This window comes from Leuconostoc miyukkimchii (genome assembly GCF_019656055.1).
GTDB classification, from domain to species: domain Bacteria; phylum Bacillota; class Bacilli; order Lactobacillales; family Lactobacillaceae; genus Leuconostoc; species Leuconostoc miyukkimchii.
The window spans coordinates 14,763-41,182 of the sequence record NZ_BPKY01000001.1 but is presented as its reverse complement, the minus strand read 5'-3'; the positions used below and the strand labels follow the sequence as shown (position 1 = coordinate 41,182).

Sequence of the window (26,420 nt, the reverse complement as noted above, 5' to 3'; positions counted from 1 at the left end):
AATGACAATCGTGCTACCTAATATTCCCCGAATATTTACTGCTCTTGCCGAAGTTTTGGCTACCCTATTAATGATTCTTCAACTTCCGGCAAGAAAAAGAGAGAACACATGGGTACTTAAATTACTTTTGCTTAGTATTGGGCAAATTTTCTTTCAGTTTTTAGCCGGTACATTTCCATTGTTGATGTGGCTACCAGGCATGCTACTTAATATTGGTTATATGTTTTTAACACTGCTATTAATAGAAAAAGTGCCATTTCAAATCTCTGTTTATCATCTTTGTAAAGCTTTTATTTTTGCTGAGTTTTGGGCTTCAGCTACTTGGCTGGTTTTTTGTTGGTTAATTTTGCCATTCACAAATTACTGGTTAGTTGAAACGTGTTTTGTACTTACAAGTTATGTCCTTCTATTACTCATGTTTTACCGTATGGAAACAAGACCAAATTATCAGTATTCAATTAATAATATTGCACTACACGATTCTTATAGTGCGGCAATTACTGCCATTATTATTTTTTTTATCAGTAATTTAGGATTTATTCTCAGTGGCACTTTTTTAAGCCTAGGTGATTCACTTGCGATTTTCATATTACGTACGTCAATTGGTTTTTGTGGTGTCCTTTTACTTTCTCTACAAGAAAATCAACGTTATGAAATGTTTTTGCATCAAGATCTTTCCGAAATGAATAATATGTTTCAATCTCAATATGAACAATATCAAACCTTTCGTGAAAGCACCGAGTTGATTAACCAGCGTTTGCACGATTTAAAACATCAATTAGCTGTCATTTCACTAGAAGAAAATACACCTAAGCGTATAGCATATGTACAACAAATTGAAAAAGATATTCGACAGTATCAATCCTACATTAAAACTGGGAATCCAATTGCTGACGTTATTTTAACGCACAAAAATTTTCAATGCATCAAAAATCAAATTGCCTTTACGTGTATTGCTGACGGTAAAATCTTAAATAGTATTGATACCATGGACTTGTGTAGCTTACTCGGAAATGCTTTGGACAATGCCATTGAATCCAGCTTACAAGTTAACGATACCGAAAAAAGATTAATTAATGTACATATTAAGCAACAGGCAGGTTTTATTATTTTTTCAGTTGAAAACTATACAGAAAACTCTCCCCAACTCACTGAAGAATTACCATCTTCCACTAAACAAGATAAAAAAAATCACGGCTATGGCTTAAAAAGCATCAAATACATTACTGAGAAATATAATGGCAAAATGACCATTAATTCAAAATCAAATTGGTTCACGCTCAAAATTTTGCTCCCGCTTGAAGAACAAAACGTTGCAAAATAAATTAAATGGTTTAAATATGATGAAAAAATTTTACTACTTTGCCGTCCTTTTGTTTTCGCTAATATCAATTTTTTTAGCATTATTAGATATTTCAAATATTGTCAATATCAACGTTTACCCATATAATTACACAGACAAAGGTATTTTAACTTTTTTTTGGGTTGATTATGTTGTTAGACTGTTCAAAGCACAAGATAAAAAGGTTTTTTTAAAAGAGAATATTTTTGATTTATTGGCAATTATTCCGTTCGACTCAATATTCTATTTTTTTCGAGCGTTCAGAGTGTTACGTGTTATAAAATTATTACGCCTGATTAGAATTGTAGGATTCACTGGGAAAATACAGAAGAACATTAAACGATTTTTCAATACAAATGGATTCATTTATCTAATCATCACAACAGTCATACTCATATTGATTGGCGCTGAAATATACTCTGTTGCTGAAAGTGTCAACTATATGAACTCTTTATGGTGGGCAATTGCTACTACAACAACAGTCGGTTATGGTGATATATCCCCTCACACAGAGGTCGGTAGACTCATTGCAGTTGTATTAATGATACTGGGAATTGGTCTAATTGGAAGTGTGACTAGTACTGTGACAGCATTTTTCGTTGATGAACAGTCGGACAAAGAAAATATTTTACTGAAAAAGGAATTACAAGATATAAAATCAGAGTTACAAGAAATAAAGAATAAATTGGGTCAAAACTGAAAAATATGTTTTTATTTGGTATAGTTAACATAATAATATTAATATAATTTTGGTATTGGACAATCATCATACAAAAGCAACCTAACAACATTTTAAACGAATAAAAGCATCATTAAGGCTCATATACGTGCCGAGCGTTCACGTTAAAAAGTTTTGGGAGGATTTTAGGGATGAGTGATTTTTTTACTTTTGTTTTTGCTATAGCTTTTTTAACTAGTGTTGTGCTTCCAATTTATTGGATTATTAACAAAACAAGGCATAAACCTTTTCGAAAATTTAAACAAGCTATCATTAGTTCGCTTGTTGTAATGTCAGTTAGTCTTATTGCTGCTGGGGCTACGGCAGACAGTTCAAATAACAGTAGCCAAAGCAATAAACAAACTAGTTCCAGTAAGTTAGCAAAAAATGAGTCCTCTAAAAAAGCTGCCGCTAGTTCCAAAGCTAAGGAAGCTAGTTCTAAAGCTGTTGCTAGCTCTAAAGCTAAAGAGGCCAGTTCTAAAGCTGTTGCTAGTTCTAAGGCTAAAGAGGCCAGTTCTAAAGCCTTTGCTAGCTCTAAAGCTAAGGAGGCTAGTATAGCAGTTTCTGAAAAAGAAGGATCCAGCATTGAATCATCTATCGCATCAGAAAAACAAGCTAGTCAAGAATCAGCAAGTGCCTCACAAGCCAATTCTGTTGCTGAATCTCAAGCGCGTGTTCAATCCGAACAAGCAGCAGAGGCTGCCTCAGTCTCGAATGCAACACAACAAAACGCTACAGATACAACACAGACCTACACAGGATCTAGCCAACAAATTATTGGTAATGCGCGATCTCATATATACCATGTTCCTGGTCAAGCGGGATACCATATGAACTCATCAAATGCCGTTTACTTTAATAGTGAAGCCGAGGCACAAGCTGCAGGATTCCGTAAATCAGAACGCTAACATCATGTAACGATGCCCTCATGGGCGTACATAAGTGCTAAACAGTCACATTAAAAGGTTTAAGGAGATATAAAATGGGATTATTAGATGGTATTTTAGGTAATGCTGGTAGTGTTAACATTGAATCTGTGCGCGAAGAAATTTCACCCTTATTGATTGAAGGTGAAAATATTGAAAATGCCTTCAAATTAGTACGTGATTTGGTTATTTTTACAAATAAACGCTTGATTTTGACAGACAAACAAGGTTTAACAGCTAAAAAAGTAGAATATAAATCTATTGCTTACCGTGGAATCTCTAAATTTGCAACAGAGACCGCTGGACATTTCGATTTAGATGGTGAAGTGAAAATTTGGATTTCTGGCCAAGTAGAACCTTCTGAAAAGCTACAATTTGGTAAAGGCGAAGCTCTTGCGCAGGTTCAACAGTTATTAGCACAGAAAGTTTTATGATATTATCTCAACAAAACTGCTAAGGTATCTGAATATCTAGTGATTCATGGCGACAAAGAAAGAACTCGGATATATTAACACACGCCCTTTCGGGCGTACAAAGGAGTAATATAATGGCACACTTTTTTAATTACACCCTATTTCATTTGAAGTATTTATATATCGTGCTCTACGCAGTTTCAGGTATCATAATAGCAGCCGCATTACTATTCTTCTTGTATCTTCATCATAAATAAAAAGAACAATCCTTCCGGACAGACTGTTGGGTGTGCTAAAAATTAAAATTAAAACGCACGGGGCATTTTTATAATGCCTCAATCTACAAACGTGGTAAAAATTGGTCGGCAAGTTTTTCTATTCTTATTAATGGAACGTACAAAAAGAAGACAAAATCTGGATTCATCACAAAAAAGGCAAATAATTGGGCTATTGGATCCGAAAGTTAAAAACTAAACAATAAATTAAATACCAAAGACAGTATAATCGCTGACATGCTTTATGACTGGTACATAGTTTTTAAAGAACCACAACTAGAAACAAAAAGTAAAGCCTATCATAACGCTATTTATAACTTATCAAAAGAAAAGTAGCAGAATAAAAAACTTTCAGATATAACAACCGCCGATTTTCAAAAATTAATCAATGAATATGGAAAAACACATGTTAAATCGTCTGTTTTCCACATCAAGAACATTATCAGTTCATTTGTTAAATATACAGTTGACGAAGACTGTATATTTAACAAAAACAAATACCTCTAAATGAAATTGAAACAACCATACTTAGAGAAAATGGTATTGAAGACGCATCTTCTTTTAAAGTAAATATGAGTTCTGATCTATATTCAAACGATGATTTTTATAATAACTTTAAACAATTTGAAGCCACCATCGCAATTTCAGTAAAGCAAAAAATGTTTAACTATTCGTTAAAAAAACAGAAATATTTTTGAATAAAGCGAACGAAATTAATAATAAAATAGTGAGTTACAAAATGAAATTCAACTATTCAAAAATTAGAACAAAGAATGGAACGATATACAAAGTTTACTTACGCTGACGTTAATAACATTACAACCGTCAGCAAATTAAAAACTAAACTTTCTTCAATAATTTAGTCCCTCTTGATTAGTATGCGTATAATCGGCGTTATAGTGCTACAGGCACCGATTAGTTATACACTAATCTAACTTATATAGAGCTAAACGGCTCGAGGGATTCCTAGAAATCCCTCTTTTTTTATTAATTTCATCTAATTTAACAAGTCATAGACAATGAAGTCTCTAAAATAAGCAAATAATCTCATCGCTATCACCAGAAACTATACGACTTCATGGCATACTTTGGTATACCTATGTCGCTCGAGAGTGCTGTTTTGAAGAATATATAACTTGGGGGAACTTCATGGACTTATTAGCAACCTTTCCAATGGCTACGACTGGACTAGCATTTTTAATACTAAGTAAAAATGAAAAGAATGAAAAGTATCGTGTGTCAGGAATAGTGATGTTATTGGCAAGTTTTATTAGCGTTATGACTTATTTTTTCTATAAATAAAAGCCACCTACTATCGGTAAGTGACTTAATCAATATATGGGGATGACATCCCTGCTGATTATTCAATTAAAAAGCGTTGCAAAACATTTTGTAATTTAAATACGAGAGGTAAGGCGAGATGATAGAGATAGATGCCAAAACAAAAAATGCTAATTTTGAATCATTTAGAAAGGTATATTTTTCTGATTCACAAGACTTTAAAACTCAATTATTGCCCATTTGGACCGGAAAATTTAGTTCATTAATATCTCTAGAACAGAATCATAAAATTGGAAATTATTATAAAAAATTTAATCAGGGAACGATTGTGATGGTTGACTTTGGCGTAAGGATTGGCGGAGAGATAAGTGGTGGTCATTTTGGTGTCGTCTTAAATAAAGAAGATAACAAGCATGAACGTAATATTATAGTTGTTCCTTTAACTTCTAAAGAAAAGAATCGTTATGTCTCCCTTGATTATGAAGTTATGGAAGAATGTTCAAAGTTACTAAATAAAAGAAGTGATTCTTGCTTACAAAAGATAGAATCACTTGAGAAAGAAAAAGATGCTTTTATTAAAGAATTTCAGGATTCAAATACTCATTTTTCTTTTTCTAATGAAATTGAAACGACTGTACTTAGAGAAAATGGTATTGAGGACACATCTTCTTTTAAAATAAATATAAGTTCTGATCTACATTCAAACGATGATTTTTATAATACTTTAAACAATTTGAAGACCCATCGCAATTTCAGTAAAGCAAAAAATGTTAAACTATTCGTTGGAAAAGCAGAAATATTTTTGAATAAAACGAACGAAATTAATAATAAAATAGTTGAGTTACAAAATGAAATTCAACTATTCAACAAATTAGAAGAAAGAATGGAACGATATACAAAGTCTACTTACGCTGACGTTAATAACATTACAACCGTCAGTAAATTAAGAGCTAAAAAAGTATCTGAATATACTATTTCCGGAAACATCTCTTTATCTGAGAATTCAATCAACAAATTAAAAACCAAACTATCTTCAATAATTTAGTCCCTCTTGATTATTTTGATTAGTATGCGTATAATCGACGTTATAGTGCTACAGGCACCGATTAGTTATACGCTGATCTAACTTATATAGAGCCAAATGGCTCGAGGGATTCCTAGGAATCCCTCTTTTTTATTAATTTCATTTAACTTAACAAGTCATGGACAATGCAGTCTCTAAAATAAGTAAATAATCTCGCTACTATCACTGCAAACTATATGACTTCATGGCGTTTCTTAGCATAGCCATATACAATTAAATTTACAAAAGCAAGGTGTATTAATATATGACTAACATTGAAAAAGAAGAGATACTATTTTTCCCAGACTTAATGAACGTTAAGCAGCTCCAAAAGATGACTGGATATAACAATAACAATTATAGCGATCTAGTCAATATGAGAGGTTTTCCAAAATTTGAAGACAGCAATGGACGTACCAGATATCCGCGTGACGGTGTTCGGCAGTTCATTAAGGCACATACACAATACAACTTCGATTAATAAAAAAAGCACTCACAGAGTGCATACATACGTGCCAAGCATTCACGTTAAAAAGTTAAAATTTTTTTGAGGTAATAGCCATTGTGAAACTAATTAAATTTCTCATGCCAAATACTTGGAAACTTTATGCCGGAATATCAACTTTTTGGGCTGTTATTTTTTCGGTCTGGCACGATTCTATTGAGACTATTTTTGTTCAAATAGCGCTGATATTTTTTCTTTATAATTTGACAACTATATTATGGGCATTAGACATACGAGAAAAACTTAGGTTATCGAAAGATGGCCAAAATGTTACAAATGACAATAAAATTAAAGAATTGCAGGAAAATATATCAGGATTAGTGTCGGATCGTGCCATGCTTTCAAATATAATTAGAGAAAAAGACATTCAGATTATGCAACTTACAGGGCTTGTGAATTTAACATATGCAACGCTAACTGAAAAACAACGAGAACACGTTAAATCAAGTAGTGAAGAATTACAAAATTTGTTAACAAATGAAACAACAGGAGAAATTAATAATGAAAATCTTTAAAGTAGCAAAAATTATAGATTCAACAACCTTATATATTACAGGTGGCCAAGCAGATGGTATAAAAGAAGGAGATAAATTTACCATTAGATCCAAAGAAGGTATAGAAATTAAAGATCCTGATTCCGGTAAGGTATTAGAAACAGTCCCAGGTGCTACTAAAGCTACTGTTTATGCAGCTAACGTATTTGAAAGGGTCACTATGGTTAAACCGCAGTCGACAAGCCCGAAGCTCACTTTCCCAATTTCTCAAACCAACATATTAGATGTCAATCCTCTTCAGATAACCGGCACATCTCCCATTTATTCAAGTAGTATTGATATTGGTGATACAGTGTTAAAAAACTAATCATTATCATAGCTACAGATAAATAAAATTCCTCCAATAAATCCTATAATAAATGTGATAAACATCATTGTGACAAGCATTGTAAAAGTGTACACTGTTTGACTAGCAGCCTTTCATCTATAATATATTTAATCAACTCCATTATACCAAGAATTTTTTTATAATCTTACGGTTGAGGTTCAGGTATGATCAGTCGGGGCGTTTTTTATTTATTCTAACTATTTAATTTAGGATGTTTCATACAGTATTATTTTGTGTTACTTATCACCTCGTGAGAAAATAAAAGGTTGCAACGCTAAATGTGACACCTTTTTATGACCTTGTGACCATTAAAGTGTAACCTTTTTTGTAACAAGGTTACACATTGTGACAACGTTTGTAACGCCTACCATATCAAGTATAATAGACCTATACAATCAATTAAGGTTACAACATGTCACAAAATTTGCTTAATGATTTAGACAGGATATGCGTACAGTTACAGACTATAAACAACTAAATATAAAGGATGTTGTCTCTAATATTCACAGTGTTAAGGATTACGTTAGATTCAATGGCCATAAAATAGAACTCACGACAACATCCCCTAATTATGGTGGTGTGCGTTATTGGCTTGTATGCCCTATCTGTGGTAAACGTAAAGGCACATTATATGATGTGAAATCAGTAATGTCTTGTAGTTCTTGTGCCAAACTATATTACCCACTGCAAGAAAATAAAATACAACGTGATAGTGTTTCACAATTCTTTTATTATGATCGTCAATTATCGAAAGCCCGGACGGAATTAAATCCCGCATTTGAGTGGGTATTTTCCAGCTATTTACGTTATGACCCAATAACCTTGTCACTACATAATAAACCTAAAGGGATGCACTGGCGTACTTACAACGACAAAATTGAGCACATTGATAAATTAATTAATAAGGCACTGTTGCTATATAGTGTAGTAAATATTAACAAACAAAAACATGCTGATGAAATAAGTAAACAGTACGATGCTATTCTTAAAAATCAGAGAAATACAAAGTATATAATTTAAAAACCACGCTCTAGCTCTAAGCTAGGTCGTGGTTTTATTGTGTCTATTTTAACGCTATGAGAGGCGTTTTAAGCGTTGTTAATTGTTTTAGTATAAATGTACTCGTTTATATATTAAACTCTATATTTAACCTAGCGTGCGTTGAATATCAGCAAATATACTATACGGACGTGTTCGGGGATGAAACTTATTAAATGTATCACGACACACAACAACCGTAGTTTTACCTACACTTGTGCTTTGTTAGTAAGATATACGCTATCGTATGCAACTCAATAACATATGTATTTAGTTTAAGCTGGTGTCGCAATTTGCTACGTCAGGTATCTGTATTTTACCGGCCCCTTTTTATTTGTCGTCATTTTTAGGTGTGCATGTAACAGCAACCCTAACAACCGTGGTTACAGTCACATTGCTCGCTGTCAATCTGATTGACCTCGATATCAATTATATTGATAACGGATTTCGTTATCGTTTCAAACGATAGCGAGTAATTTGCTAATCAGGTTGGCTGAATACAAAACACCCCCGCCCCTTTTTACCAGATTAAAGAGCGCACACATATCGTCGTCTTATAAAAATGTTGAATTTTGAAAACTTTTTTATAGGGGGGCTATGCCACAAACGTTGATATAAAGGCGTTTATAAATTCTACTATAAACCACAGAAATGCCGTTATATCAACGTTTACAACACTATGATTTCTAAAACGGGGACAATTTAGAACTACAGCCACAAGGGTTTGAGGTGCTTTACGTCCAAACTACCGTAAAAAGTACCCCTTATTCCTACCCTACTTTTGGATTTACTTCATTAGCGCGTCCAGTTGACAAGAAAAAAACACTTTAGTATTATTTAATTAATAAATATTATTAGGAGAAAAAAATATGTTTATAATTGAATTAACTTATATCAAACCGATTGCTGATGTTGAACATTATTTACCAGCTCATATTGAATACTTAGATAGGTACTATAAATCAGGGCATTTTATTATGTCTGGTAGAAAAGAACCACGAACAGGTGGCATGATTATAGCTCAGGCCGAATCTTTGGAAGAACTAACACAAATCTATAATACCGACCCCTTTTTTATAAACAACATTGCCTCTTTTAATGTAACTTACTTTGTTCCTTCAAAATGGGCAGAACAAATGAATAGCTATTTGTCATAGTATGTTAAAAACTTGACTGCTTTTACATCAAATCACGCTACTAATGGCCAATGTTTGTGCTACCCCTAAACGCCTATTTTTAGTTAGAAATGCCTATATATCAGCATTTTATATTCTAAAAACGCCTTATAAAAAGTTTTGATTTCTGCATTCTTAAGATTTCAGGACGCCACCTTGTGACGTTTCCTCCTGGTACATAGGGGCGGGGGTGTTTTTTTATTGTAAACAAAAAAAGCACTACGCTTGCAATGCTTCTTGTCGTAAGTTTATGAACTCATCCCCGTGTTGCAAGATGATATTTAACAATGTTTTAAAGTCACTCCGCCAAGTTTTTAAAGTAGAATTACCTTTACCTGCTTCAATGACTACTTCATCCCATGTTAGGAACTTATCACTGTAGTAACGTTTAATAACCTGGCTGTGTTCCGGTTGGACGACTGACAAGCAAAATGTTATATCAGCAATCTCTTGTTTATGTTTTGGATCAATTTCTGACATGAGCTTCAATCGACCAGAGAAGTAATCTCTCAACATCTTATCTGTACTATCTGCCATTATATTGCCTCCTGTGTCGCTATAACATTGTGTGATAGCAAACCTGTTGATTGACATTTAAAAGCTATTTGCGGTCTTTTAATGTCCTTAACCAGTCTGTTTAATTTCTTATTAAGTGAATTTATGACAGCCTGTTGTGCCAAGTTATTAGCGTAAAAGATGAAAGGTTTATGTGTCCTGTACTTATCAACGTAAATGCTTAACAAATCTGATTCCATATTGCTAACAAATGGATCTAATTTACCCAAGACTTCTAATACAAAACGTTTCTTATCAGTAACTGATTCGTCTGAATATTGTATAAACTCCAAGTAAAATGTGTATCTTCCTGTAAAATAATCAGTTAGAATATCTAAATTACTTGTTTCTACCACTAATAAATCACTCATATAATCTCTCCTGAGGTCGTTCTATCTTGCTGACTAAGGCGTTTAATTCTTTGTTTAAAGCCATAATGTAGCCCGTAGGTGCTACAACGTTATAGAACTCTATAAACGGTTTATTATCCTTATACTTGGACTTGGCTACATACATCTCTTTTAATTCTGGCGACAGTTTGCAACTAAACTCATCTAAATCTGTTTTAACTGTTTTTATAAAAACTTCATTCTCACGTCTATAATCATTATTCATATCTGGATAATTGTTCATGTACTCAATCTGTAAATCTATTATCCATCGAAAATAGATTTTTAATATTTCACGATTAGTCCATGTGGTCGTCATAGTTGCCTCCCTAGTTTCGTCATTTGAAATGACAAAACTAATTTTAGTTATACTTATGAATATTATACTGTATATATACAATTAATTCCGTATATATGTCATTTATGTACCACATTTTATTTTTGTGTTATTTGGTCAAACAAAAAACGGCTCAAATGCCGTCCTGTCGCTCAATCATCATTTAATTTTATGTGTTATTTATGTGTTATTTTGCTTGAAATACCATGCAATGTAATGAAATGCTTTTTATAAGAAAAGGCGCTACATCAAGGTTTTTGCAACCCTATGCAACGCCATACAATACTTAATAGCGCTAGAGGGAGTCGAACCCTCGATTTCGGCCTGAGAAGCCGACGTCTTAACCACTTGACCATAGCGCCATAACAAGATATAAGTATACAGAAAAAAAGTTAATACGTCAACAATTTCCACAACAAATACTAGAAATCAAAAAAGCGAACAGCACCCTGCTCGCCTTTTTAATTTACTTTAACACCTTTTCGGCTTCAACTTTAATTTCGTTACCGTTCATCGCTTGATAAGCTTTTAAGTGCTTCAAAGTTGATGATGTGTTCTTATTGCTTTCTTCCATATAATGATTCCAAAGTGCATCACGTAATGGGGTTTGTTCCTCACTCCAGTCAAAGACTTCACTCATAGGAAGATCTAAAGTTTGATATTTTTCATCTGCCATTTTATGGCCCCCTTATCTATATCTTTGTTATAGTTCTTTTTTATTAAAAATGCAAATTTAAACAAAAAAGTATAGTAAACTTTACTTTTAATGTCAAGCTTGCTATACTTTATAAGAACAATAAATTCATATCAATCGAGGTTGTATTGATGCAAAATCGCATTCAGGAACTCAGAAAATCTCACAAAATGACACAAGCTGAACTTGCCGATGTTTTGGAAGTAACTAGACAAACTATTATCTCTCTAGAAAAGGGTAAGTATAACGCTTCGTTGTTTTTAGCGCATGATATTGCTGAGTTTTTTGGATTATCAATAGAAGAAGTTTTTATTTTTGAAGGAGGGCATATAAATGTTGAAGAAACTATTCGAGAGACCAAAGCAAGGCATGAGTGACGAAGATTATGCTAATTTAATGAGATACCAATCCAACTTTTTCACTGTATTTTTTATATTATTATCCTGCTTTTTATTTGCAAATAGTTTCCTGGTCTACTATTTTTATGGTCATAAATTAGGCAGCTTCACATCAGGTCTATACAGTGGTCTATTTGGCGGTGCAATCGGAATCAAGCTGACTAGCATGGTCTATTTATCTAATCCCACGACTCTTCATCGTAAAAAGATAGCTGCAACCGATGAACGCATTCAAACTGCAAACCAGTATGCTGATGCATTCTTACTTAAGATAATAGTTGTTGTAGCCTATTTAGCCTTTGTATTAAGCATATTCTTCACACAGTATATTTGGTACCTGCTAGCTCCACTGGCTTTAATATTTATTTTACAATTATTATTACGTTGGTTTTTCAAGAAAATATTATAAAGGAAAAATATATGATTCAACTAACAAATATCAACAAAACATTTGGCAATAACATTGCTGTTAATAGCATGAACATGACATTAGAACCTGGTAAAGTTATGGGACTAATTGGTCAAAATGGCGCTGGCAAAACAACGACATTTCGCATGATTTTAAATTTCATTACTCCAACGTCTGGTAAAATCACTTGGGATAATCATCCAATAACCCAATCCGACAAACAAAAAATCGGATTTTTACCCGAAGAACGCGGCCTATATCAGAAACTAACCATTGAAGAACAAATTCTCTATTTTGCTGAGCTACATGGCATGTCACGCTCAGATGCTAAGACTGCCCTAACTGACTGGTTAAAGCGTCTTGATGTCGTAGGTAAAGCAACTGATAAAGTGCAATCACTATCAAAAGGAAATGCACAAAAAATCCAAATGATTGCATCGCTTATTTTCAATCCTGAATTTATTATATTAGATGAGCCATTTTCAGGTCTCGATCCCGTCAACACGAGCATTATGATGAATGAAATTATTCGTATGCGTGATAATGGTGCTATGATTATTTTTTCAAGTCATGATATGAACAATGTCACTAAAATTTCTGATAATTTAACTATGCTCAAACAAGGTAAAATTGTATTACAAGGTGGCGTACAAGAGATTCGTGAAAAGTTTGGTCGCACAAAAATCTATGTTGAAGGGCCCTTTTCAACATCAGAGCTTTCAAACATTGCTGGTATTACAAATATCAAACAACAAGGTGCTGGATTCGATATAACAATCGCTAATGAATCTGTTGGCCATCACATTTTTGACTATGTGACACGTAACGGCTACATTCCAGCATTTTCACAACAACCCCCAACACTCGATGATATTTTCCGTCAGGAGGTCGCTTATCATGAATAAAAGTCTAATTATTGTCATTAAACAAACCTACCGCAGCCACTTTAAAACTAGAGGTTTCTGGTTACTTGTTTTATCCCCACTCATATTTGCAGTAATTCTTGGTGCTATTGGGTTTGGTATCTCTCAAATGCAAGGTAATACCACACCAAAAGTAGCAATAATTGGTAATTCACAGGTACGACAAATTTTTAAACGTGATGAAAAATCTCTAGAAATTGACGTTTCAAAAATTACAGACAGCAAACAAGCAAACAAATCTTTAGCTTCACAAGATTTAGATGGCATATTAACCATTGACAACGACAATGCCACATTAACTACACAACCAAAAAGTAATAGCATTAATAAAGAAGCAATTGTTAGTGTTCTAGGTAATCTATCACGTAGCCAAAAGGCCGCTGATTACGGTTTGACCGCTGAACAGACACAAAACTTGATTAAACCTTTTAATTTAAAGTCAGTCGTCAAACAATCAAATAATGAATCTACAAACGGTGATAGTTCTGATATGGCAAATTACGGTATTGCCGTAGCTATTGGTATTGTTACAACAATGATTGTGATGTGGTATGCGTCAATGATTGCAACTGAAATTGCCAACGAAAAATCATCACGAATTATGGAAACATTATTAGCCGCCACTTCAGCCAGTATTCAGTATTTCGGAAAAATGATTGGTATCTTCGCTCTTGCAGTAACACACATGGCAATCTATGTTGTTGCAGGTGTCATTGGCTATATCGTATTACAAAACAACAAGCTGTTTAGTAACGTGATCCAAATGTTTTCAGGTATCACGCTTGGATTCACGCTATATGCTATTAGTTTTATTTTAGTCGCAGTTGCGTTATATCTTATTTTAACAGCCATGATTGCATCACTTGTTAATGATAATGCACAAGTCCAACAAGCCGTACAACCGATTACATTTTTAGCAATGATTGGTTATATGTTTAGTTTTATCATGACTAACATGCCAAATAACTTGGCTATTAAGGTATTAAGTTATGTTCCTTTTATCTCCCAAAGTATGATGCCTGTACGCTTAGTTACCAAAGTTGAAACATGGCCAGCAGCAATTATATCACTCCTAATTGCTGTCGTTGCTATGATTTCACTTGCTTGGATGGGTCAAAGTATCTATGCTAAAAATGTCTTATCTTACAGTGATGATAAGATCATGTCTCAACTCATTAAAAATATTAAAAATAAAAACTAGTATATGATTTGGAGCCATATGATGACTGTTACTCCCTTCTTTTTAACAAATAATAAGTGGTACAAGTATGAAACGCGCGAAACAACCGACGGTGTTGCATTTCAACGCTTTGAGTTAACTAACAAAGCAACACCTGAAGCAATTGAACGCTTTAAGGCAACAATACTAGCCATTGGTCCTGATTCAAGTATTGAGCCAACAAATTTAAATCGCTTTCAACAGGCACTTGGTTACGCTGCACGTCAGCATTTATTAAACGAAGAGCATGGCTTAGACGAAACAGCAATAGCTAAGCAACTCACATTTATCAGCTACACAATTCGTACTTATCAGTTATTGAGTGATGATTTAGTCGCTCCTAATACACTCATATTTAGTAAACGTATCGGCTCACTTTATCGCCAATTTCTAAAAAAACATCCTACTAGAATTGAAGACCATACACTCAATAATTGGATTATTGATCAAGATAAAAAACTTAACGATAATTTATAGCAAATTAAAAGCACTAAGTGAGTTACATTAAATAGCTCACTTAGTGCTTTTTAGTTTAGATATTGAAATAAATAAGTTCTTAATTAGGAATTATTTATACCAACTTTGGACAAGTTTTGGATTTGCTTTCAACCACTTGTCAGCCGCTTGTTTTGGCGTTTGACCGTTTTGAATATCGAGCATGACGCTTTCCATATCTTCTTTTGTCCAGTTGAATTTATCTAGAATTTTCTCAACTTTAGGATTGTCCTTTTTCAAGTTTTTACGAGTAATTGTGTTGATACTTTCGTTTTTACCCATTGTTCCCTTAGGATCTTTTAAGTACTTCAAAGAGTATTTACTAAACATCCAGTGTGGTGACCATCCGGTAACAATAATATCTTGTTTAGACTTGTATGCTTTATCAAGAGCCGTTGCCATGGCTCCTGAAGATGAACCCAGTAAATTCCATCCCTGAAGGTTTGGATAACTTTCAAGTGTCTTCTTTGCCGTGGCCATTTCACCTGCACCAGGTTCAATACCAGTAACCGTTTTATTAGCTTCATTAGTTAAATCAGCAATTGAATTGACTTTCATATAACTAGGTACGACAAGTCCCGTTTTTGCACCATGCAAGTTAGGACCAAGTAACGATAGATCATTCTTATACTTATCATATAGTGCTTTATGTGTATAAGGTAACCATGCGCTAACCGCACCATCAATTTGGCCATTAGCAACAGATTGCCATAAGACAGCATTATCAAGTGGCGTCGTGCTAACATCATAACCATGTTGACGCATTGATTCAGCTAATACATTTGTTGAAGCAACTTCAGAATCCCAAGCAACATAGCCTAAATTGACTTTTTGACCGGAACTTTTTTGCGTGGTTACCGCGTTAACAATACCACCACCAATCATGATAATAACTGTAGCCAATATTGTCCATCGACGCCAAGGTTTATTGGCAACTTTTTGTTCTGGTTTTGTATTTAGTTTTTGTGTAAAACGATCAATTATAATCGCTAAAATAACTAAACCAAGACCATTAACAAATCCAGAACCAACATCAGCACGTTGCACAGCAGATAACACACCACGACCAAGTCCTGGTGCACCAATCATAGATGCTGTAACAACCATAGATAATGCTAACATAATTGTTTGGTTTGCACCGGCTAAAATTGTATTACGAGCATTTGGTAATTCTAATTTGATTAATTTTTGCCAAGTTGTTGATCCAAATGAATCCGCAGCTTCTACTAAAGAAACGGGAACCTGACGAATACCTAAGTCAGTCATTCGAACCATTGGTGGCAATGCAAAGATAATAGATGCAAACACACCAGGTACAACACCTATTCCAAAGAAAGCAACAGCAGGAATAAGGTAAACGAAACCAGGCATTGTCTGCATGAAATCTAAGACAGGTTTAACAATTGCTGCTGTTTTTGGTGATTTAGCAGTTAAAATTCCTAATGGAATACCAATTATCAACGAAATGACGGAAGCCATAATGACAAGTGTCACCGTGCTCATCAAATCAGACCATAAATTTTGATTGGCAATTAAAACTAATCCAACAAAAGCAAACAATGGAAAACCATATTTTTTAGGTGTTGTTAAAATAGCAATCAGAGTGATACCAATAATCATCAATGGCATTGGTATAGCTGTCAATCCATTGGTAAGGGCATCCATAATGTTTTGCCCACCCTTTTGCATCAGGTTAAATAATCCAGACAAATGATTAGTAAGCCAATTTACGGCATCACTTACCCAGCTTTCTAGTGGTAACTTCGGTATATTAGGCATCGTTTTCATCTCCTTCCGTATCGGCTAACGCTTCCAAAACAGAACCTCGAATAATGACACCTCGTGCACGGTTATTACTATCAATGACGGCGACTGGTGTTTGTGCATCGTAAATGATTGGCATAATATCTGCCACTAGCGTATCGAGTTCAACAGTTGGCATTGGTAATATAGCATCTTTCAATGGTGTTTGACTACGTCGTGCCTTAAGCGCCTCATCTGATGAGAGATAGCCTAAAAGTTCACGCTTACGATTCACAGCCACCAATCCAGAAACTTCCTCGTCTGCCATTTTACGCAATGCCACAGTTGGCCCGTCAACGTCAATGTTAGTCGTTAAAGACGGAATCATAATACTTTCTGCGGTCAAAACCTTTGAACGGTCAACACCACCAATAAATGATTTAACATAGTCATTAGCAGGATTGGTTAAAATTTCTTCACCTGTTCCAATTTGCTGTACTTGTCCATCTTTCATGATTGCAATGTTATCACCAATATGTAATGCTTCATTTAAATCATGTGTAATGAAAATAATTGTTTTTTGAACATTAGCCTGTAATTCTAATAGTTCATCTTGCATCTCGCCACGTACAAGTGGATCTAAGGCTGAAAACGCCTCATCCATTAATAAAATATCGGGATCATTTGTCAAAGCACGAGCAAGACCAACACGCTGCTGCATACCACCTGATAATTGACTAGGATATTGATCTTTATAACTCAACAACTTCGCATTATCCAAAGCTTGTTCAGCACGCTGACGGCGTTCTTCTTTATTGATACCTTGAATTTCTAAACCATATTCGGTATTTTCCAGTAATGTACGATGTGGAAATAATCCAAAGTTTTGAAATACCATGCTCATTTTTTGACGACGAATATCTAACATTTGTTTTTTGTTAAATTTTGTTATTTCTTGTCCGTCGATAAACAATTGACCTTCAGTTGGCTCAATTAAGCGATTCAGCAATCGAATCAAGGTAGACTTTCCTGAACCAGATAAGCCCATGATAACAAATATTTCGCCTTCTTCAATGCTCATATTAACATCATATACACCAACTGTACTACCAGTTTTTTCGACGATTTCATCTTTGCTTTTTTTCTGTTTTACCATTTTCAGTGCAGCTTTAGGTCGCTTACCGAATATTTTTGTGAGATGCTTGATCTCTACTTTAGCCATGAATCCTCCATTGTTTAGTGAACAATGCAATTCGCATCATTCACCATTGACTCTTTCTTCGAATTATTTTATACTTCAAAGTGACAACTTGTTTTTTGAAACAGATTGCCACTAAGTGATGTCTTCTATTTTGTCACAAGTTGTCACTTTTGTCAAACCAGTACCTTTTTTTGGAGAACAATATGCAAACAATCAGAGAACCTCGATACCGAAAAATCGCATATCAAATGGCACAAAAAATAGCCGATAATGAATACACCGTAGGTAGTAAACTACATGCTAGATCTACATTATCAGCTGCTTTTGGTGTATCATCGGAAACGGCACGTAAAGCCGTCAGTGTGTTAGCAGATCTACAAATTGTCAAACCAATCCATGGTAGTGGTGTTGAAGTCTTGTCACGCGAAAAGGCAAAAGCATTTTTAAATCAAGCACAAGAAACATTGGATATTCAGAGTATACATACGCAAATTAATACTTTAATCGCCAATCAAAAACAAGAAATTAAAGCATTGGAAGATTCCTTAGCACTTTTATTTGAACAAAATCAACGTATCCAACGTCATAGTCCCTTGAGTCCCTACGAATTAGAGCTTCGCGACGAGAGTCAAAAATTTGGGCAATCAATTGGTAGTTTAACCCTTTGGCAAACAACAGGTACAACTATTGTTGCCTTACTACACAATGATGAGCTTGTCGTTTCTCCTGGACCGTACGCGGTAATTGAACGCGGCGATACATTGTATTTTGTTGGCAATGAAACAGCTGTTCAGGCTGTTCAAAACTTTTTTTATCACGATTAAACTCACAAACAAAAAGTGCAAGCATACGAAATTGTATGCTTGCACTTTTTTGTTTTATTGACAACTTAAAAAAAGTATAGTAAACTTATAAAAATAAAAAAGTTTACTAAGGGAGACGTTATGAAAACGCAAAAATTAACATTAACTGTTGTTATGGTCGCCATTCTTGTTGTCATGGCCTATATACCAGCAATTCCTCTTGGACCTGTGCCACTGACAATTCAAAACATTGGTGTCATGCTAGCTGGAGCTATACTGGGCTGGCGAAATGGCTTATTAGCTATTATCATTTGGCTGCTAATGGCTGCTTTAGGTCTACCTGTATTGACTGGTGGATCTGGTGGTATCGCACCTTTCTTTGGCGCAACAGCTGGATATATTTGGGCTTACCCAGTGGCTGCACTATTCATTGGTTTGAGTTTACAAGCACTCACCCGTTTTAATCGTGTTAATTTTGTTACTATCTTACTAACTATTATTGTTTTTGGTGTTATTCTTATTGATCTTTCTGGTGCAGTCGGTCTTCATATTACCACCAACATGCCCTTGCCAAAAGCACTTATTTTTCAACTCACATTTATTCCTGGTGATATCGTCAAGTCTATTGTAGCAACAATACTGACACTCACTTTACGGCAACGGTTCACTGCTTTAAGCCATGCCTAAGATTACGATTTTAGGTATTGGTATTGATGAAGCCGGTCGTTGTATACATTGGCATGATTCATTTGACGTTATTGCTAACAAATGTCATGAATGTGACACATACTTTGCCTGTTATCTTTGTCATGATGATTTAAAAGATCATATCTTTCAACCCATGCCAATGACTCACGTTAGTGTCATGTGTGGTATTTGCCAATTAGAAATGACTGGCAATACCTACAGCAAAAACATAAAATGCCCGAATTGTGGCCACGATTTCAATCCTAATTGTAACCTACATCACAATATTTATTTTTCATAGTCTTAATAACAGAATTAAAATGGGTGTCAGCAATACTTAATTGCCGATACCCATTTTAATATACAACTTAAGATCTTTCTGCTAATGTCACTGTATTTTCTAGCAATGTTGCAATTGTCATTGGACCAACACCACCAGGAACTGGTGTAATGTAGCTAGCAACGCCTTGTGCAGACTGAAAGTTGACATCCCCAACTGCAACGCCATCAACATAATTCATACCAACATCAACTACTACTGCACCAACCTTTAAGTCAGCTCCGTTAATGAAGTTTGGCTTTCCAACACCGACCACAACGATGTCGGCTTCTTTTAAATAGGATTTTAGTTGCTCTTCTGGCGTATAACGATGAGCTAATGTTACTGTTGCATCTGCATTGGTTAATAGCGCAAACATTGGTCGACCAAATAATTGAGAGCGACCAATGACCAATGCCCTTTTCCCTGCTATTTCAATACCATAATGATTCAACAAGGTCATCACGCCTTGTGGCGTGGCAGCAACTGTGTAATCCTGCAAGGCATCCCCAAATAACATGCCTTGTACAGTGGCTCCTAAACCGTCCGCATCTTTATGAGGTGCTACAGCTGAAAATATTTCACGCTCCTTGACCCCTTTAGCGAGTGGACTTTGAACCAAAATACCAGTTATATTATCATCCGCATTAAGTTTCTCAATTAATTTGGTAACACTTTCGGTTGTTGCATGGGCATCTGTTGGAATATCCATTGTTGCAATACCAAGAGCCGCTGCTTTTTTTGACTTCATGCCAACATACAAACGACTACCATCATTTTCTGGATCGTAGACAACTGCTAGTGTAATTGGTTTCCCTAAATCTGATACACGTTTAGCAGTCTTTGCATTTGTTATTTTGGCTACTGCCGCCCCATCAAGTATTTCAGTCATCAAAAAGCTCCTTCGCTTGTTCTGTGTTTTATGTTATATTCTTCTTAACAAAATAAATTCACTGGAGTACCGTATGTCACAAAATCGTATCAGTTGGGATCAATACTTTATCGCGCAAGCTGCTATTTTATCAACACGTTCAACCTGTACTCGCCTACATGTGGGCGCCGTTATTGTTCAAAACAACAGAATCATAGCTAGTGGTTACAATGGTTCAGTATCAGGAACACCTCACTGTACAGATGTGGGTGACTTGATTGTTGATGGTCACTGTATACGCGCTGTTCATGCTGAACAAAACGCACTCATGCAGGCTGCACAAATGGGTATTAGTGTTGCAGGAGCTGAAGTGTATGTTACAGACGTACCTTGTGTACAATGCACAAAGCTTCTTCTCCAATCTGGCATAACAAAAATCAACTTTATGCGCGACTATCATAATGACGCTTTCGCCGAAGAACTGTTAGCTACAAAACACGTTACTTTACAACAAGTACCTTTTTCAAAACAGACTGCAGCGCAAATTGATCTCAACCAATTTATTTCTTTTGAATAATCCAATACGTAATCTATAAATTTTCTGTTAATAACGAACTATAATTAATTTTATCACAGTTTTTTATTTTAGAAAACGAATATCAGTAACTTTTAACCGGCTTTTTTATTTTAAAACGCGATAACCTGCTTCAACTCATCACTAGTTTTTAAACTTGATTAATAGCTGACTTTTCGTTAGTATTTAAGTAAGGTAAACCCTGAAAGGAAATGCGTGAAGTAGTCATTTACGTACTAAATATAATATGTCAAAAAATGAACAACAATATCTGGATCTGGCACAAAAAATAATCAATGAAGGCAGTTTAAAGGGAGATCGTACCGGAACTGGTACACATTCTTTGTTTGGTACACAAATGCGTTTTGACCTACAAGAAGGATTTCCATTGCTCACCACTAAAAAAGTGTACTTTGGTTTAATTAAGTCTGAACTACTTTGGTTCTTACGTGGGGATAATAATATTCGTTTCCTATTACAACATAACAACCATATTTGGGACGAGTGGGCTTTTAAAAATTGGATTGAGTCTGATCAGTATACCGGACCAGATATGACTAACTTTGGACATCGTGTTTTAGAAGATGAAGCTTTCGCCGCCGAATATAAACAACAAAAAGCAATTTTTGTTGATAAAATTCTTACTGATGACGATTTTATGGAAACCTTTGGCTATGTTGGGGATGTTTATGGTAAGCTTTGGCGCAATTGGGAAACCTCTTCACTTACTGCAGGCGCAGATACCATTGACCAAGTGAGCCGGCTTATTGAACAAATTAAAACAACGCCTGATTCCAGACGTTTGATTCTAACTGCTTGGAATGCCGAGACAACGCCTCAAGCGCCATTACCTTCTTGCCATGTTTTAAGTCAATTTTATGTCGCTGATGGTAAATTAAGCGTACAACTCTACCAACGTTCTGGAGACTTTTTCTTAGGTGTGCCTTTTAACATTGCCTCATATTCTCTCCTACTACACATGGTCGCTGCTCAAACCGGTTATGAAGTTGGTGATTTTGTTCATACCATTGGCGACACACATATATACAATAATCACATTGATCAAATTACTGAACAACTTTCACGCCCCATGCATAAGTTACCAAAGCTATGGTTAAATCCTGAGGTCAAGTCTTTATTTGACTACACGATGGATGATATCAAAGTATTAGATTATGAAAGTGAACCAGCCATTAAGGCACCTGTGGCGGTTTGATTTTTCATCAAAACAATGACTGAAAGCAACTGAAAGAGTAAAAATGAAAATTAGACCGCTTGAAAAGAAAGATTTACCGTATATTTATCAACAAGAAAACTCACGAAAAGTAATGGCTTTGTGGTTTCAGGAAGCATATACATCACTTGAAGAACTACAAATTTTGTACGAACGCCATATATTAGATCAAACTGAGCGACGTTTTGTTGTGGAAGATGATAATCAATTCATCGGTGTCGTGGAGCTTGTCTATATTGACACTTTGCACAGAAATACAGAAATTCAAATTATCATTCATCCAGATCATCAAGGTAACGGTTATGCACAAGCTGCTATGATGGCAGGTGTCGAGTATGCTTTCAAGGTACTTAACATGCACAAAGTGTATTTGTATGTCGATATAGATAACGCTGCTGCCATTCATATCTATAAAAAAGTAGGCTTTATTGAAGAAGGTGTTCTTCGTGGACACTTCTTCGCTGAAGGGCAATATCATGATAGCATCATGATGGGTATGCTTGTAAACGAGTTCATAAATTAAGATACGCAGAGATATATTGTATGATGAACTTAATCATACAATCACATACAATATTTTCTTTGAAAAACAGCTGTTCTTTTATCAGATAGCTGTTTTTTTATTCACTTCATATTTAATCAAAATAAAATACCCAAAATAATATTTTGGGTATTAACTCGCACGATTTAATTGATCACGTTATTCTAACGTGAGGCTACTGTTAATTCAGATAGTACACGATTTCGTGCCTCTTCTAGATTAGTCAATGCTGCTATTGTCTGCTCTTCAGTACGTGTTTTCAAGCCACAATCAGGATTCACCCAGAATTGTTGGTCATTAATGACTTTCAGCCCTCTACGTATATTTTCAGCTATCTCATCAACGGATGGAATACGTGGTGAGTGAATATCATACACACCGAGTCCAATTTGCTTATCATAGGCTACTTTTTCAAAAGCCGAAATAATTTCCCCGTGTGAACGCGAAGTTTCAATTGAAATCACATCAGCATCTAAATTCGAAATTGTATCGATAATGTCCTCAAAATCAGAATAACACATATGTGTATGAATTTGTGTATCATCACGTACACCAGTTGTTGTAATTTTAAATGAATAGACTGCTTCATCTAAATAATTCTGCCAATGGCGCTTTTTTAAAGGTAACCCTTCACGCAAAGCTGGCTCATCAACTTGAATAATTTTGATATCAGCTTCTTCTAAATTATTGACTTCTTGACGTAATGAGAGCGCTATTTGATTTTGTACTGTTGCACGTGGGATGTCATCACGCACAAATGACCAATTGATAATTGTTAACGGCGCAGTTAGCATGCCCTTCACCGGCTTGTCAGTTTGAGATTGTGCAAAAGCCGTTTCTTTGACAGTAATTGGTTCTGTATAGCTGACATCACCAAATATTACTGGTGGTCGCACACCACGTGAGCCATATGATTGTACCCAACCATTTTGTGTTGCGTAAAATCCGGCTAATTTTTGACCAAAATATTCAACCATATCTGTCCGCTCAAATTCACCATGTACTAATACATCAAGTCCTATTTTCTCTTGTATTTTCAACCAGCGCTTTGTTTCAGATTGGATAAATTGTTGATATTGTTCATCAGTTATTTTGCCTTTTTTCCAAGCTGCGCGTTGGGCGCGAACTTCTGATGATTGTGGAAATGACCCAATCGTAGTTGTTGGTAACTTGGGTAAATTTAGTCTTTTTTGTTGTTTCAATTGACGCTTGGCATACACAGCTTGTCTTTCGAATTTTTGGTCTGGTAACTGGGCAATTGCGGCTTGCACAGCTTCATTATTACGTGCAGCTGATTCTTTCAGTTGTCGTAATGCTTGTCGGTTTTCTTCAAATGCTTCAGTCACATCTTGATCATTAGTTGCTTTTGTCAAGTTAACAATTTCTTGTATTTTTTCATCTGCAAACGCCAAACCACCAAATAACTCTGGTGATGCTTGTGTCTCATATTTTTTTGTAATTGGTACATGAAGTAAGGAATTAGATGGTTGAATCCAAAGTGCTGATGACGATTTTTTTAAATCATTAATTAGCGCTAACTTTTCATCTAAATTAGCAGCCCAAATATTATGCCCATCAATCACACCAGCAGCTAAAATTTTATCTTCTGGGAATCCAAACTGACGAATATTTTCAATATTTTCATCATGGCCATGCACAAAATCAAGTCCGATTGCTTGAACTGGTAGTTTTGTAATTGCTTCGTAAGGATCAATTGCATCAAAATAAGTTTGTAATTCAATGTTTAATTGAGGTGCGGCTGCACGTAATGCTTCTATAGCACGTTGATATGGCGCAACTTCTGAGTCATCTTCAATCTTAACTAACGTTGGCTCATCTAATTGCACCCACTCAACTCCTGCTGCCTGTAATTCTTCAAAAACTTGAACATAAAGTGGTAAGATTTGATCAAGTAATTGGTTAATAGATTCACTATTTGAAACATAGTCACCATTTAGCTTACCTAATTTTATCAATGTAATAGGCCCCAAAATTACCGGCTTACCATTAATATTTAATTCGTTTTTCGCTTCTTGCCAATACTTTAACCAACGGTTCTCTAGTAATCGTGGTTGTGTATGATCAAATTCTGGTACCGTGTAATGATAGTTAATGTTAAACCATTTGGTCATATCAGCCGCAACATTGTTTTTATTACCCCGTGCTACAGCATAATATTCATTCAATGTTAGTGGCCTATTGTAGCTCCCAAATCTTGTGGGAATTAAATTAAATGCAGCTAATGTGTCTAAAACATGATCATAGTTTGAGTTATCTGCTACAGGAATAACATCTAAACCGAATGCAACTTGCTTTTTTAAATTGTCCAAGCGAAGTGATTTAGCTGTATCTTCAAATGCATTGTCATCAATATTTCCATGCCAGTATTGTTCTAATAGTTTCTTCCATTCACGTTGCTCACCTATTCTTGGATAACCCAAACCAGATGATTTTACTTGATGTGTCATGTGTATTCTCCTTTTTATGAACCATTCAACGTCTACAAACAAACGTATCATGTCACATGACAATATCCATCGCACCGCTGCCAGTTAAGAAAACCGCTGTCACAATTTTATTAGTATGTAAATAATAAACAATCTGACTTAAGACTCTCATCCATAACGACCTTTCATTCATTTTTTAACTATTTTAGCTATTATTTTTCTGGAATAATAGCAAATGCTCGCACTGGAAAACCTGGTGCTTCTTCTGCCTTTGGTACACCAATAGATATGATGCTGCCAGTTGCAGGTACTTGATCCAAATTGGTTAGTAACTCTACTTGATAATGGCCATGACTCAAGACATAAAATTCTGCTGGTAAACCATTTGTTTGTTCGACCGCAGTATCAGTATCATACGTCTCATGTCCATTTGCAAAAGCATGTCTTGTTTCATAAATATACTGTAAAGCAGCAACTGACCAACCAGGATAGTGATTTTGCCCACTGTCATCTTGATTCTCAAAACTTTTCACGTCAGGCCAGCGCTTTCCCCAATCAGTTCGCAACGCGACAAATGAATTAGCAGGAATCTCACCATTCTCTTCTTCCCAATTTTTGATGTCTGCAACCCCTATAGATTGATCGGGATTTTGCTGAGCAGATTTGGAAAAATCAATGACAACAAGCGGCAAAAATAAATCTTTTAATTCTAAATCTTCAATGTAAACTTGTTTTGAATCATCAAAATGAACTGGTGGATCAATATGAGTGCCATATTGACCAGGGAAGGTATATTTTTTAACATAAAATCCATCTTTTTCAACTGTAAAAAGAGTTTCAAAACGAGCTGGATCAAACGCTGGAAAATGCGGACTATTAGGTCCAAATTCATGTGTCAAATCCACCCATTTAGAAGCTTTAAGTGCATGCAACGTTTGTAATAAATTAATAGATTCTGCCATA

32 protein-coding genes and 1 tRNA gene are annotated in these 26,420 nt (G+C 35.1%); 23 read left to right on the top strand and 10 right to left on the bottom strand.

The window, feature by feature from the left end; translation table 11 throughout:
- Position 1 precedes the first annotated feature (1 nt).
- The 12 genes from K5Q13_RS00210 to K5Q13_RS00160 all read left to right on the top strand — a co-directional run bounded on the left by K5Q13_RS00210 (position 2) and on the right by K5Q13_RS00160 (position 9,600).
- Positions 2–1,324: an ATP-binding protein gene (locus K5Q13_RS00210; RefSeq protein ID WP_220738656.1), complete on the top strand. Its 1,323-nt coding sequence runs from the start codon at positions 2–4 to the stop codon at positions 1,322–1,324.
- Positions 1,325–1,340: 16 nt separating this feature from the next.
- Complete coding sequence (locus K5Q13_RS00205) at positions 1,341–2,042, top strand: ion transporter (RefSeq protein WP_246574087.1); 702 nt, start codon at positions 1,341–1,343, stop codon at positions 2,040–2,042.
- A gap of 170 nt (positions 2,043–2,212) precedes the next feature.
- Entirely contained in the window at positions 2,213–2,968 is a 756-nt protein-coding gene (locus tag K5Q13_RS00200) for a sunset domain-containing protein (protein WP_220738654.1), read from the top strand.
- A 74-nt stretch (positions 2,969–3,042) separates the two neighbouring features.
- Positions 3,043–3,420, top strand: coding sequence for a PH domain-containing protein (locus K5Q13_RS00195; RefSeq protein ID WP_220738652.1), 378 nt, complete (start codon positions 3,043–3,045; stop codon positions 3,418–3,420).
- Positions 3,421–3,737: 317 nt separating this feature from the next.
- Positions 3,738–3,866 carry an Arm DNA-binding domain-containing protein gene (locus tag K5Q13_RS09720; protein WP_505744184.1) on the top strand — a complete coding sequence of 43 codons (129 nt, stop codon included), beginning with the start codon at positions 3,738–3,740 and terminating at the stop codon, positions 3,864–3,866.
- A gap of 957 nt (positions 3,867–4,823) precedes the next feature.
- Positions 4,824–4,976 (top strand): hypothetical protein, encoded by a 153-nt coding sequence (locus K5Q13_RS00190; RefSeq protein WP_220738650.1) that lies wholly within the window; start codon positions 4,824–4,826, stop codon positions 4,974–4,976.
- Positions 4,977–5,094: 118 nt separating this feature from the next.
- Entirely contained in the window at positions 5,095–6,000 is a 906-nt protein-coding gene (locus tag K5Q13_RS00185) for a type II toxin-antitoxin system PemK/MazF family toxin (protein WP_220738648.1), read from the top strand.
- A 283-nt stretch (positions 6,001–6,283) separates the two neighbouring features.
- Complete coding sequence (locus K5Q13_RS00180; protein WP_220738646.1) at positions 6,284–6,499, top strand: hypothetical protein; 216 nt, start codon at positions 6,284–6,286, stop codon at positions 6,497–6,499.
- An 83-nt stretch (positions 6,500–6,582) separates the two neighbouring features.
- Complete coding sequence (locus K5Q13_RS00175; RefSeq protein ID WP_220738644.1) at positions 6,583–7,038, top strand: hypothetical protein; 456 nt, start codon at positions 6,583–6,585, stop codon at positions 7,036–7,038.
- Positions 7,025–7,384 (top strand): hypothetical protein, encoded by a 360-nt coding sequence (locus K5Q13_RS00170; RefSeq protein WP_220738642.1) that lies wholly within the window; start codon positions 7,025–7,027, stop codon positions 7,382–7,384. The genes K5Q13_RS00175 and K5Q13_RS00170 overlap by 14 nt, the downstream gene beginning before the upstream one ends.
- Positions 7,385–7,852: 468 nt before the next feature.
- Positions 7,853–8,425 carry a hypothetical protein gene (locus K5Q13_RS00165; RefSeq protein WP_220738640.1) on the top strand — a complete coding sequence of 191 codons (573 nt, stop codon included), beginning with the start codon at positions 7,853–7,855 and terminating at the stop codon, positions 8,423–8,425.
- Between the two features lie 887 nt (positions 8,426–9,312).
- Positions 9,313–9,600 (top strand): YciI family protein, encoded by a 288-nt coding sequence (locus K5Q13_RS00160; RefSeq protein ID WP_220738638.1) that lies wholly within the window; start codon positions 9,313–9,315, stop codon positions 9,598–9,600.
- Positions 9,601–9,837: 237 nt separating this feature from the next.
- Here the strand turns inward: K5Q13_RS00160 and K5Q13_RS00155 are convergent, their stop codons facing one another.
- The 5 genes from K5Q13_RS00155 to K5Q13_RS00135 all read right to left on the bottom strand — a co-directional run bounded on the left by K5Q13_RS00155 (position 9,838) and on the right by K5Q13_RS00135 (position 11,575).
- Positions 9,838–10,155 (bottom strand): hypothetical protein, encoded by a 318-nt coding sequence (locus K5Q13_RS00155; RefSeq protein ID WP_220738636.1) that lies wholly within the window; start codon positions 10,153–10,155, stop codon positions 9,838–9,840.
- The gene (locus K5Q13_RS00150; protein ID WP_220738634.1) at positions 10,155–10,544 is read right to left on the bottom strand and encodes a hypothetical protein; all 390 of its coding nucleotides are present in this window, start codon (positions 10,542–10,544) and stop codon (positions 10,155–10,157) included. Before K5Q13_RS00150 ends, K5Q13_RS00155 begins: the two co-directional genes overlap by 1 nt.
- Entirely contained in the window at positions 10,537–10,881 is a 345-nt protein-coding gene (locus K5Q13_RS00145; RefSeq protein WP_220738632.1) for a hypothetical protein, read from the bottom strand. Before K5Q13_RS00145 ends, K5Q13_RS00150 begins: the two co-directional genes overlap by 8 nt.
- 308 nt (positions 10,882–11,189) lie before the next feature.
- A tRNA-Glu gene (locus tag K5Q13_RS00140) sits at positions 11,190–11,261 on the bottom strand.
- 104 nt (positions 11,262–11,365) lie between these two features.
- Positions 11,366–11,575, bottom strand: coding sequence for a P8 family protein (locus K5Q13_RS00135; protein WP_220738630.1), 210 nt, complete (start codon positions 11,573–11,575; stop codon positions 11,366–11,368).
- A 149-nt stretch (positions 11,576–11,724) separates the two neighbouring features.
- On the opposite strand from K5Q13_RS00135, the gene K5Q13_RS00130 reads away from it, so the two are divergent.
- From K5Q13_RS00130 to K5Q13_RS00110, 5 genes are read left to right on the top strand one after another with little or no spacing between them, the layout of a single operon-like run.
- A complete protein-coding gene (locus tag K5Q13_RS00130; RefSeq protein ID WP_220738628.1) occupies positions 11,725–11,970 on the top strand; it encodes a helix-turn-helix transcriptional regulator in 246 nt (81 codons plus the stop codon).
- Positions 11,927–12,400 (top strand): hypothetical protein, encoded by a 474-nt coding sequence (locus tag K5Q13_RS00125; protein WP_220738626.1) that lies wholly within the window; start codon positions 11,927–11,929, stop codon positions 12,398–12,400. The genes K5Q13_RS00130 and K5Q13_RS00125 overlap by 44 nt, the downstream gene beginning before the upstream one ends.
- Positions 12,401–12,411: 11 nt before the next feature.
- The gene (locus K5Q13_RS00120) at positions 12,412–13,305 is read left to right on the top strand and encodes an ABC transporter ATP-binding protein (RefSeq protein ID WP_220738624.1); all 894 of its coding nucleotides are present in this window, start codon (positions 12,412–12,414) and stop codon (positions 13,303–13,305) included.
- Positions 13,298–14,524, top strand: coding sequence for an ABC transporter permease (locus tag K5Q13_RS00115; RefSeq protein ID WP_220738622.1), 1,227 nt, complete (start codon positions 13,298–13,300; stop codon positions 14,522–14,524). The genes K5Q13_RS00120 and K5Q13_RS00115 overlap by 8 nt, the downstream gene beginning before the upstream one ends.
- A gap of 21 nt (positions 14,525–14,545) precedes the next feature.
- A complete protein-coding gene (locus tag K5Q13_RS00110; protein ID WP_220739490.1) occupies positions 14,546–15,019 on the top strand; it encodes a substrate-binding protein in 474 nt (157 codons plus the stop codon).
- Positions 15,020–15,109: 90 nt separating this feature from the next.
- Here K5Q13_RS00110 and K5Q13_RS00105 read toward each other — a convergent pair whose 3' ends face one another.
- Both K5Q13_RS00105 and K5Q13_RS00100 read right to left on the bottom strand, forming a co-directional pair.
- On the bottom strand, positions 15,110–16,816 hold the full coding sequence (locus K5Q13_RS00105) for an ABC transporter permease/substrate binding protein (protein ID WP_220738620.1): 1,707 nt from the start codon (positions 16,814–16,816) through the stop codon (positions 15,110–15,112).
- A complete protein-coding gene (locus K5Q13_RS00100; protein ID WP_220738618.1) occupies positions 16,809–18,002 on the bottom strand; it encodes a quaternary amine ABC transporter ATP-binding protein in 1,194 nt (397 codons plus the stop codon). Before K5Q13_RS00100 ends, K5Q13_RS00105 begins: the two co-directional genes overlap by 8 nt.
- A 182-nt stretch (positions 18,003–18,184) precedes the next feature.
- On the opposite strand from K5Q13_RS00100, the gene K5Q13_RS00095 reads away from it, so the two are divergent.
- From K5Q13_RS00095 to K5Q13_RS00085, 3 genes are all read left to right on the top strand, one after another.
- Positions 18,185–18,805 (top strand): GntR family transcriptional regulator, encoded by a 621-nt coding sequence (locus K5Q13_RS00095; RefSeq protein ID WP_220738616.1) that lies wholly within the window; start codon positions 18,185–18,187, stop codon positions 18,803–18,805.
- Between the two features lie 120 nt (positions 18,806–18,925).
- Entirely contained in the window at positions 18,926–19,471 is a 546-nt protein-coding gene (locus tag K5Q13_RS00090) for a biotin transporter BioY (RefSeq protein ID WP_220738614.1), read from the top strand.
- Positions 19,464–19,772 carry a CHY zinc finger protein gene (locus tag K5Q13_RS00085; protein ID WP_220738612.1) on the top strand — a complete coding sequence of 103 codons (309 nt, stop codon included), beginning with the start codon at positions 19,464–19,466 and terminating at the stop codon, positions 19,770–19,772. Before K5Q13_RS00090 ends, K5Q13_RS00085 begins: the two co-directional genes overlap by 8 nt.
- A gap of 67 nt (positions 19,773–19,839) precedes the next feature.
- On the opposite strand, the gene K5Q13_RS00080 is transcribed toward K5Q13_RS00085, so the two are convergent.
- Entirely contained in the window at positions 19,840–20,682 is an 843-nt protein-coding gene (locus K5Q13_RS00080) for a bifunctional 5,10-methylenetetrahydrofolate dehydrogenase/5,10-methenyltetrahydrofolate cyclohydrolase (RefSeq protein ID WP_220738610.1), read from the bottom strand.
- A gap of 73 nt (positions 20,683–20,755) precedes the next feature.
- Here K5Q13_RS00080 and K5Q13_RS00075 point away from each other — a divergent pair, with 73 nt between their 5' ends.
- From K5Q13_RS00075 to K5Q13_RS00065, 3 genes are all read left to right on the top strand, one after another.
- On the top strand, positions 20,756–21,238 hold the full coding sequence (locus K5Q13_RS00075) for a deaminase (RefSeq protein WP_220738608.1): 483 nt from the start codon (positions 20,756–20,758) through the stop codon (positions 21,236–21,238).
- Between the two features lie 244 nt (positions 21,239–21,482).
- A complete protein-coding gene (locus K5Q13_RS00070; RefSeq protein ID WP_220738606.1) occupies positions 21,483–22,451 on the top strand; it encodes a thymidylate synthase in 969 nt (322 codons plus the stop codon).
- A gap of 43 nt (positions 22,452–22,494) precedes the next feature.
- The gene (locus K5Q13_RS00065; protein WP_220738604.1) at positions 22,495–22,992 is read left to right on the top strand and encodes a GNAT family N-acetyltransferase; all 498 of its coding nucleotides are present in this window, start codon (positions 22,495–22,497) and stop codon (positions 22,990–22,992) included.
- A gap of 182 nt (positions 22,993–23,174) precedes the next feature.
- Here K5Q13_RS00065 and metE read toward each other — a convergent pair whose 3' ends face one another.
- Together metE and K5Q13_RS00055 are read right to left on the bottom strand one after the other, a co-directional pair.
- Positions 23,175–25,478 carry a 5-methyltetrahydropteroyltriglutamate--homocysteine S-methyltransferase gene (metE, locus tag K5Q13_RS00060; RefSeq protein WP_220738602.1) on the bottom strand — a complete coding sequence of 768 codons (2,304 nt, stop codon included), beginning with the start codon at positions 25,476–25,478 and terminating at the stop codon, positions 23,175–23,177.
- 191 nt (positions 25,479–25,669) lie between these two features.
- Positions 25,670–26,419: a cyclase family protein gene (locus K5Q13_RS00055; protein WP_220738600.1), complete on the bottom strand. Its 750-nt coding sequence runs from the start codon at positions 26,417–26,419 to the stop codon at positions 25,670–25,672.
- Position 26,420 lies beyond the last annotated feature (1 nt).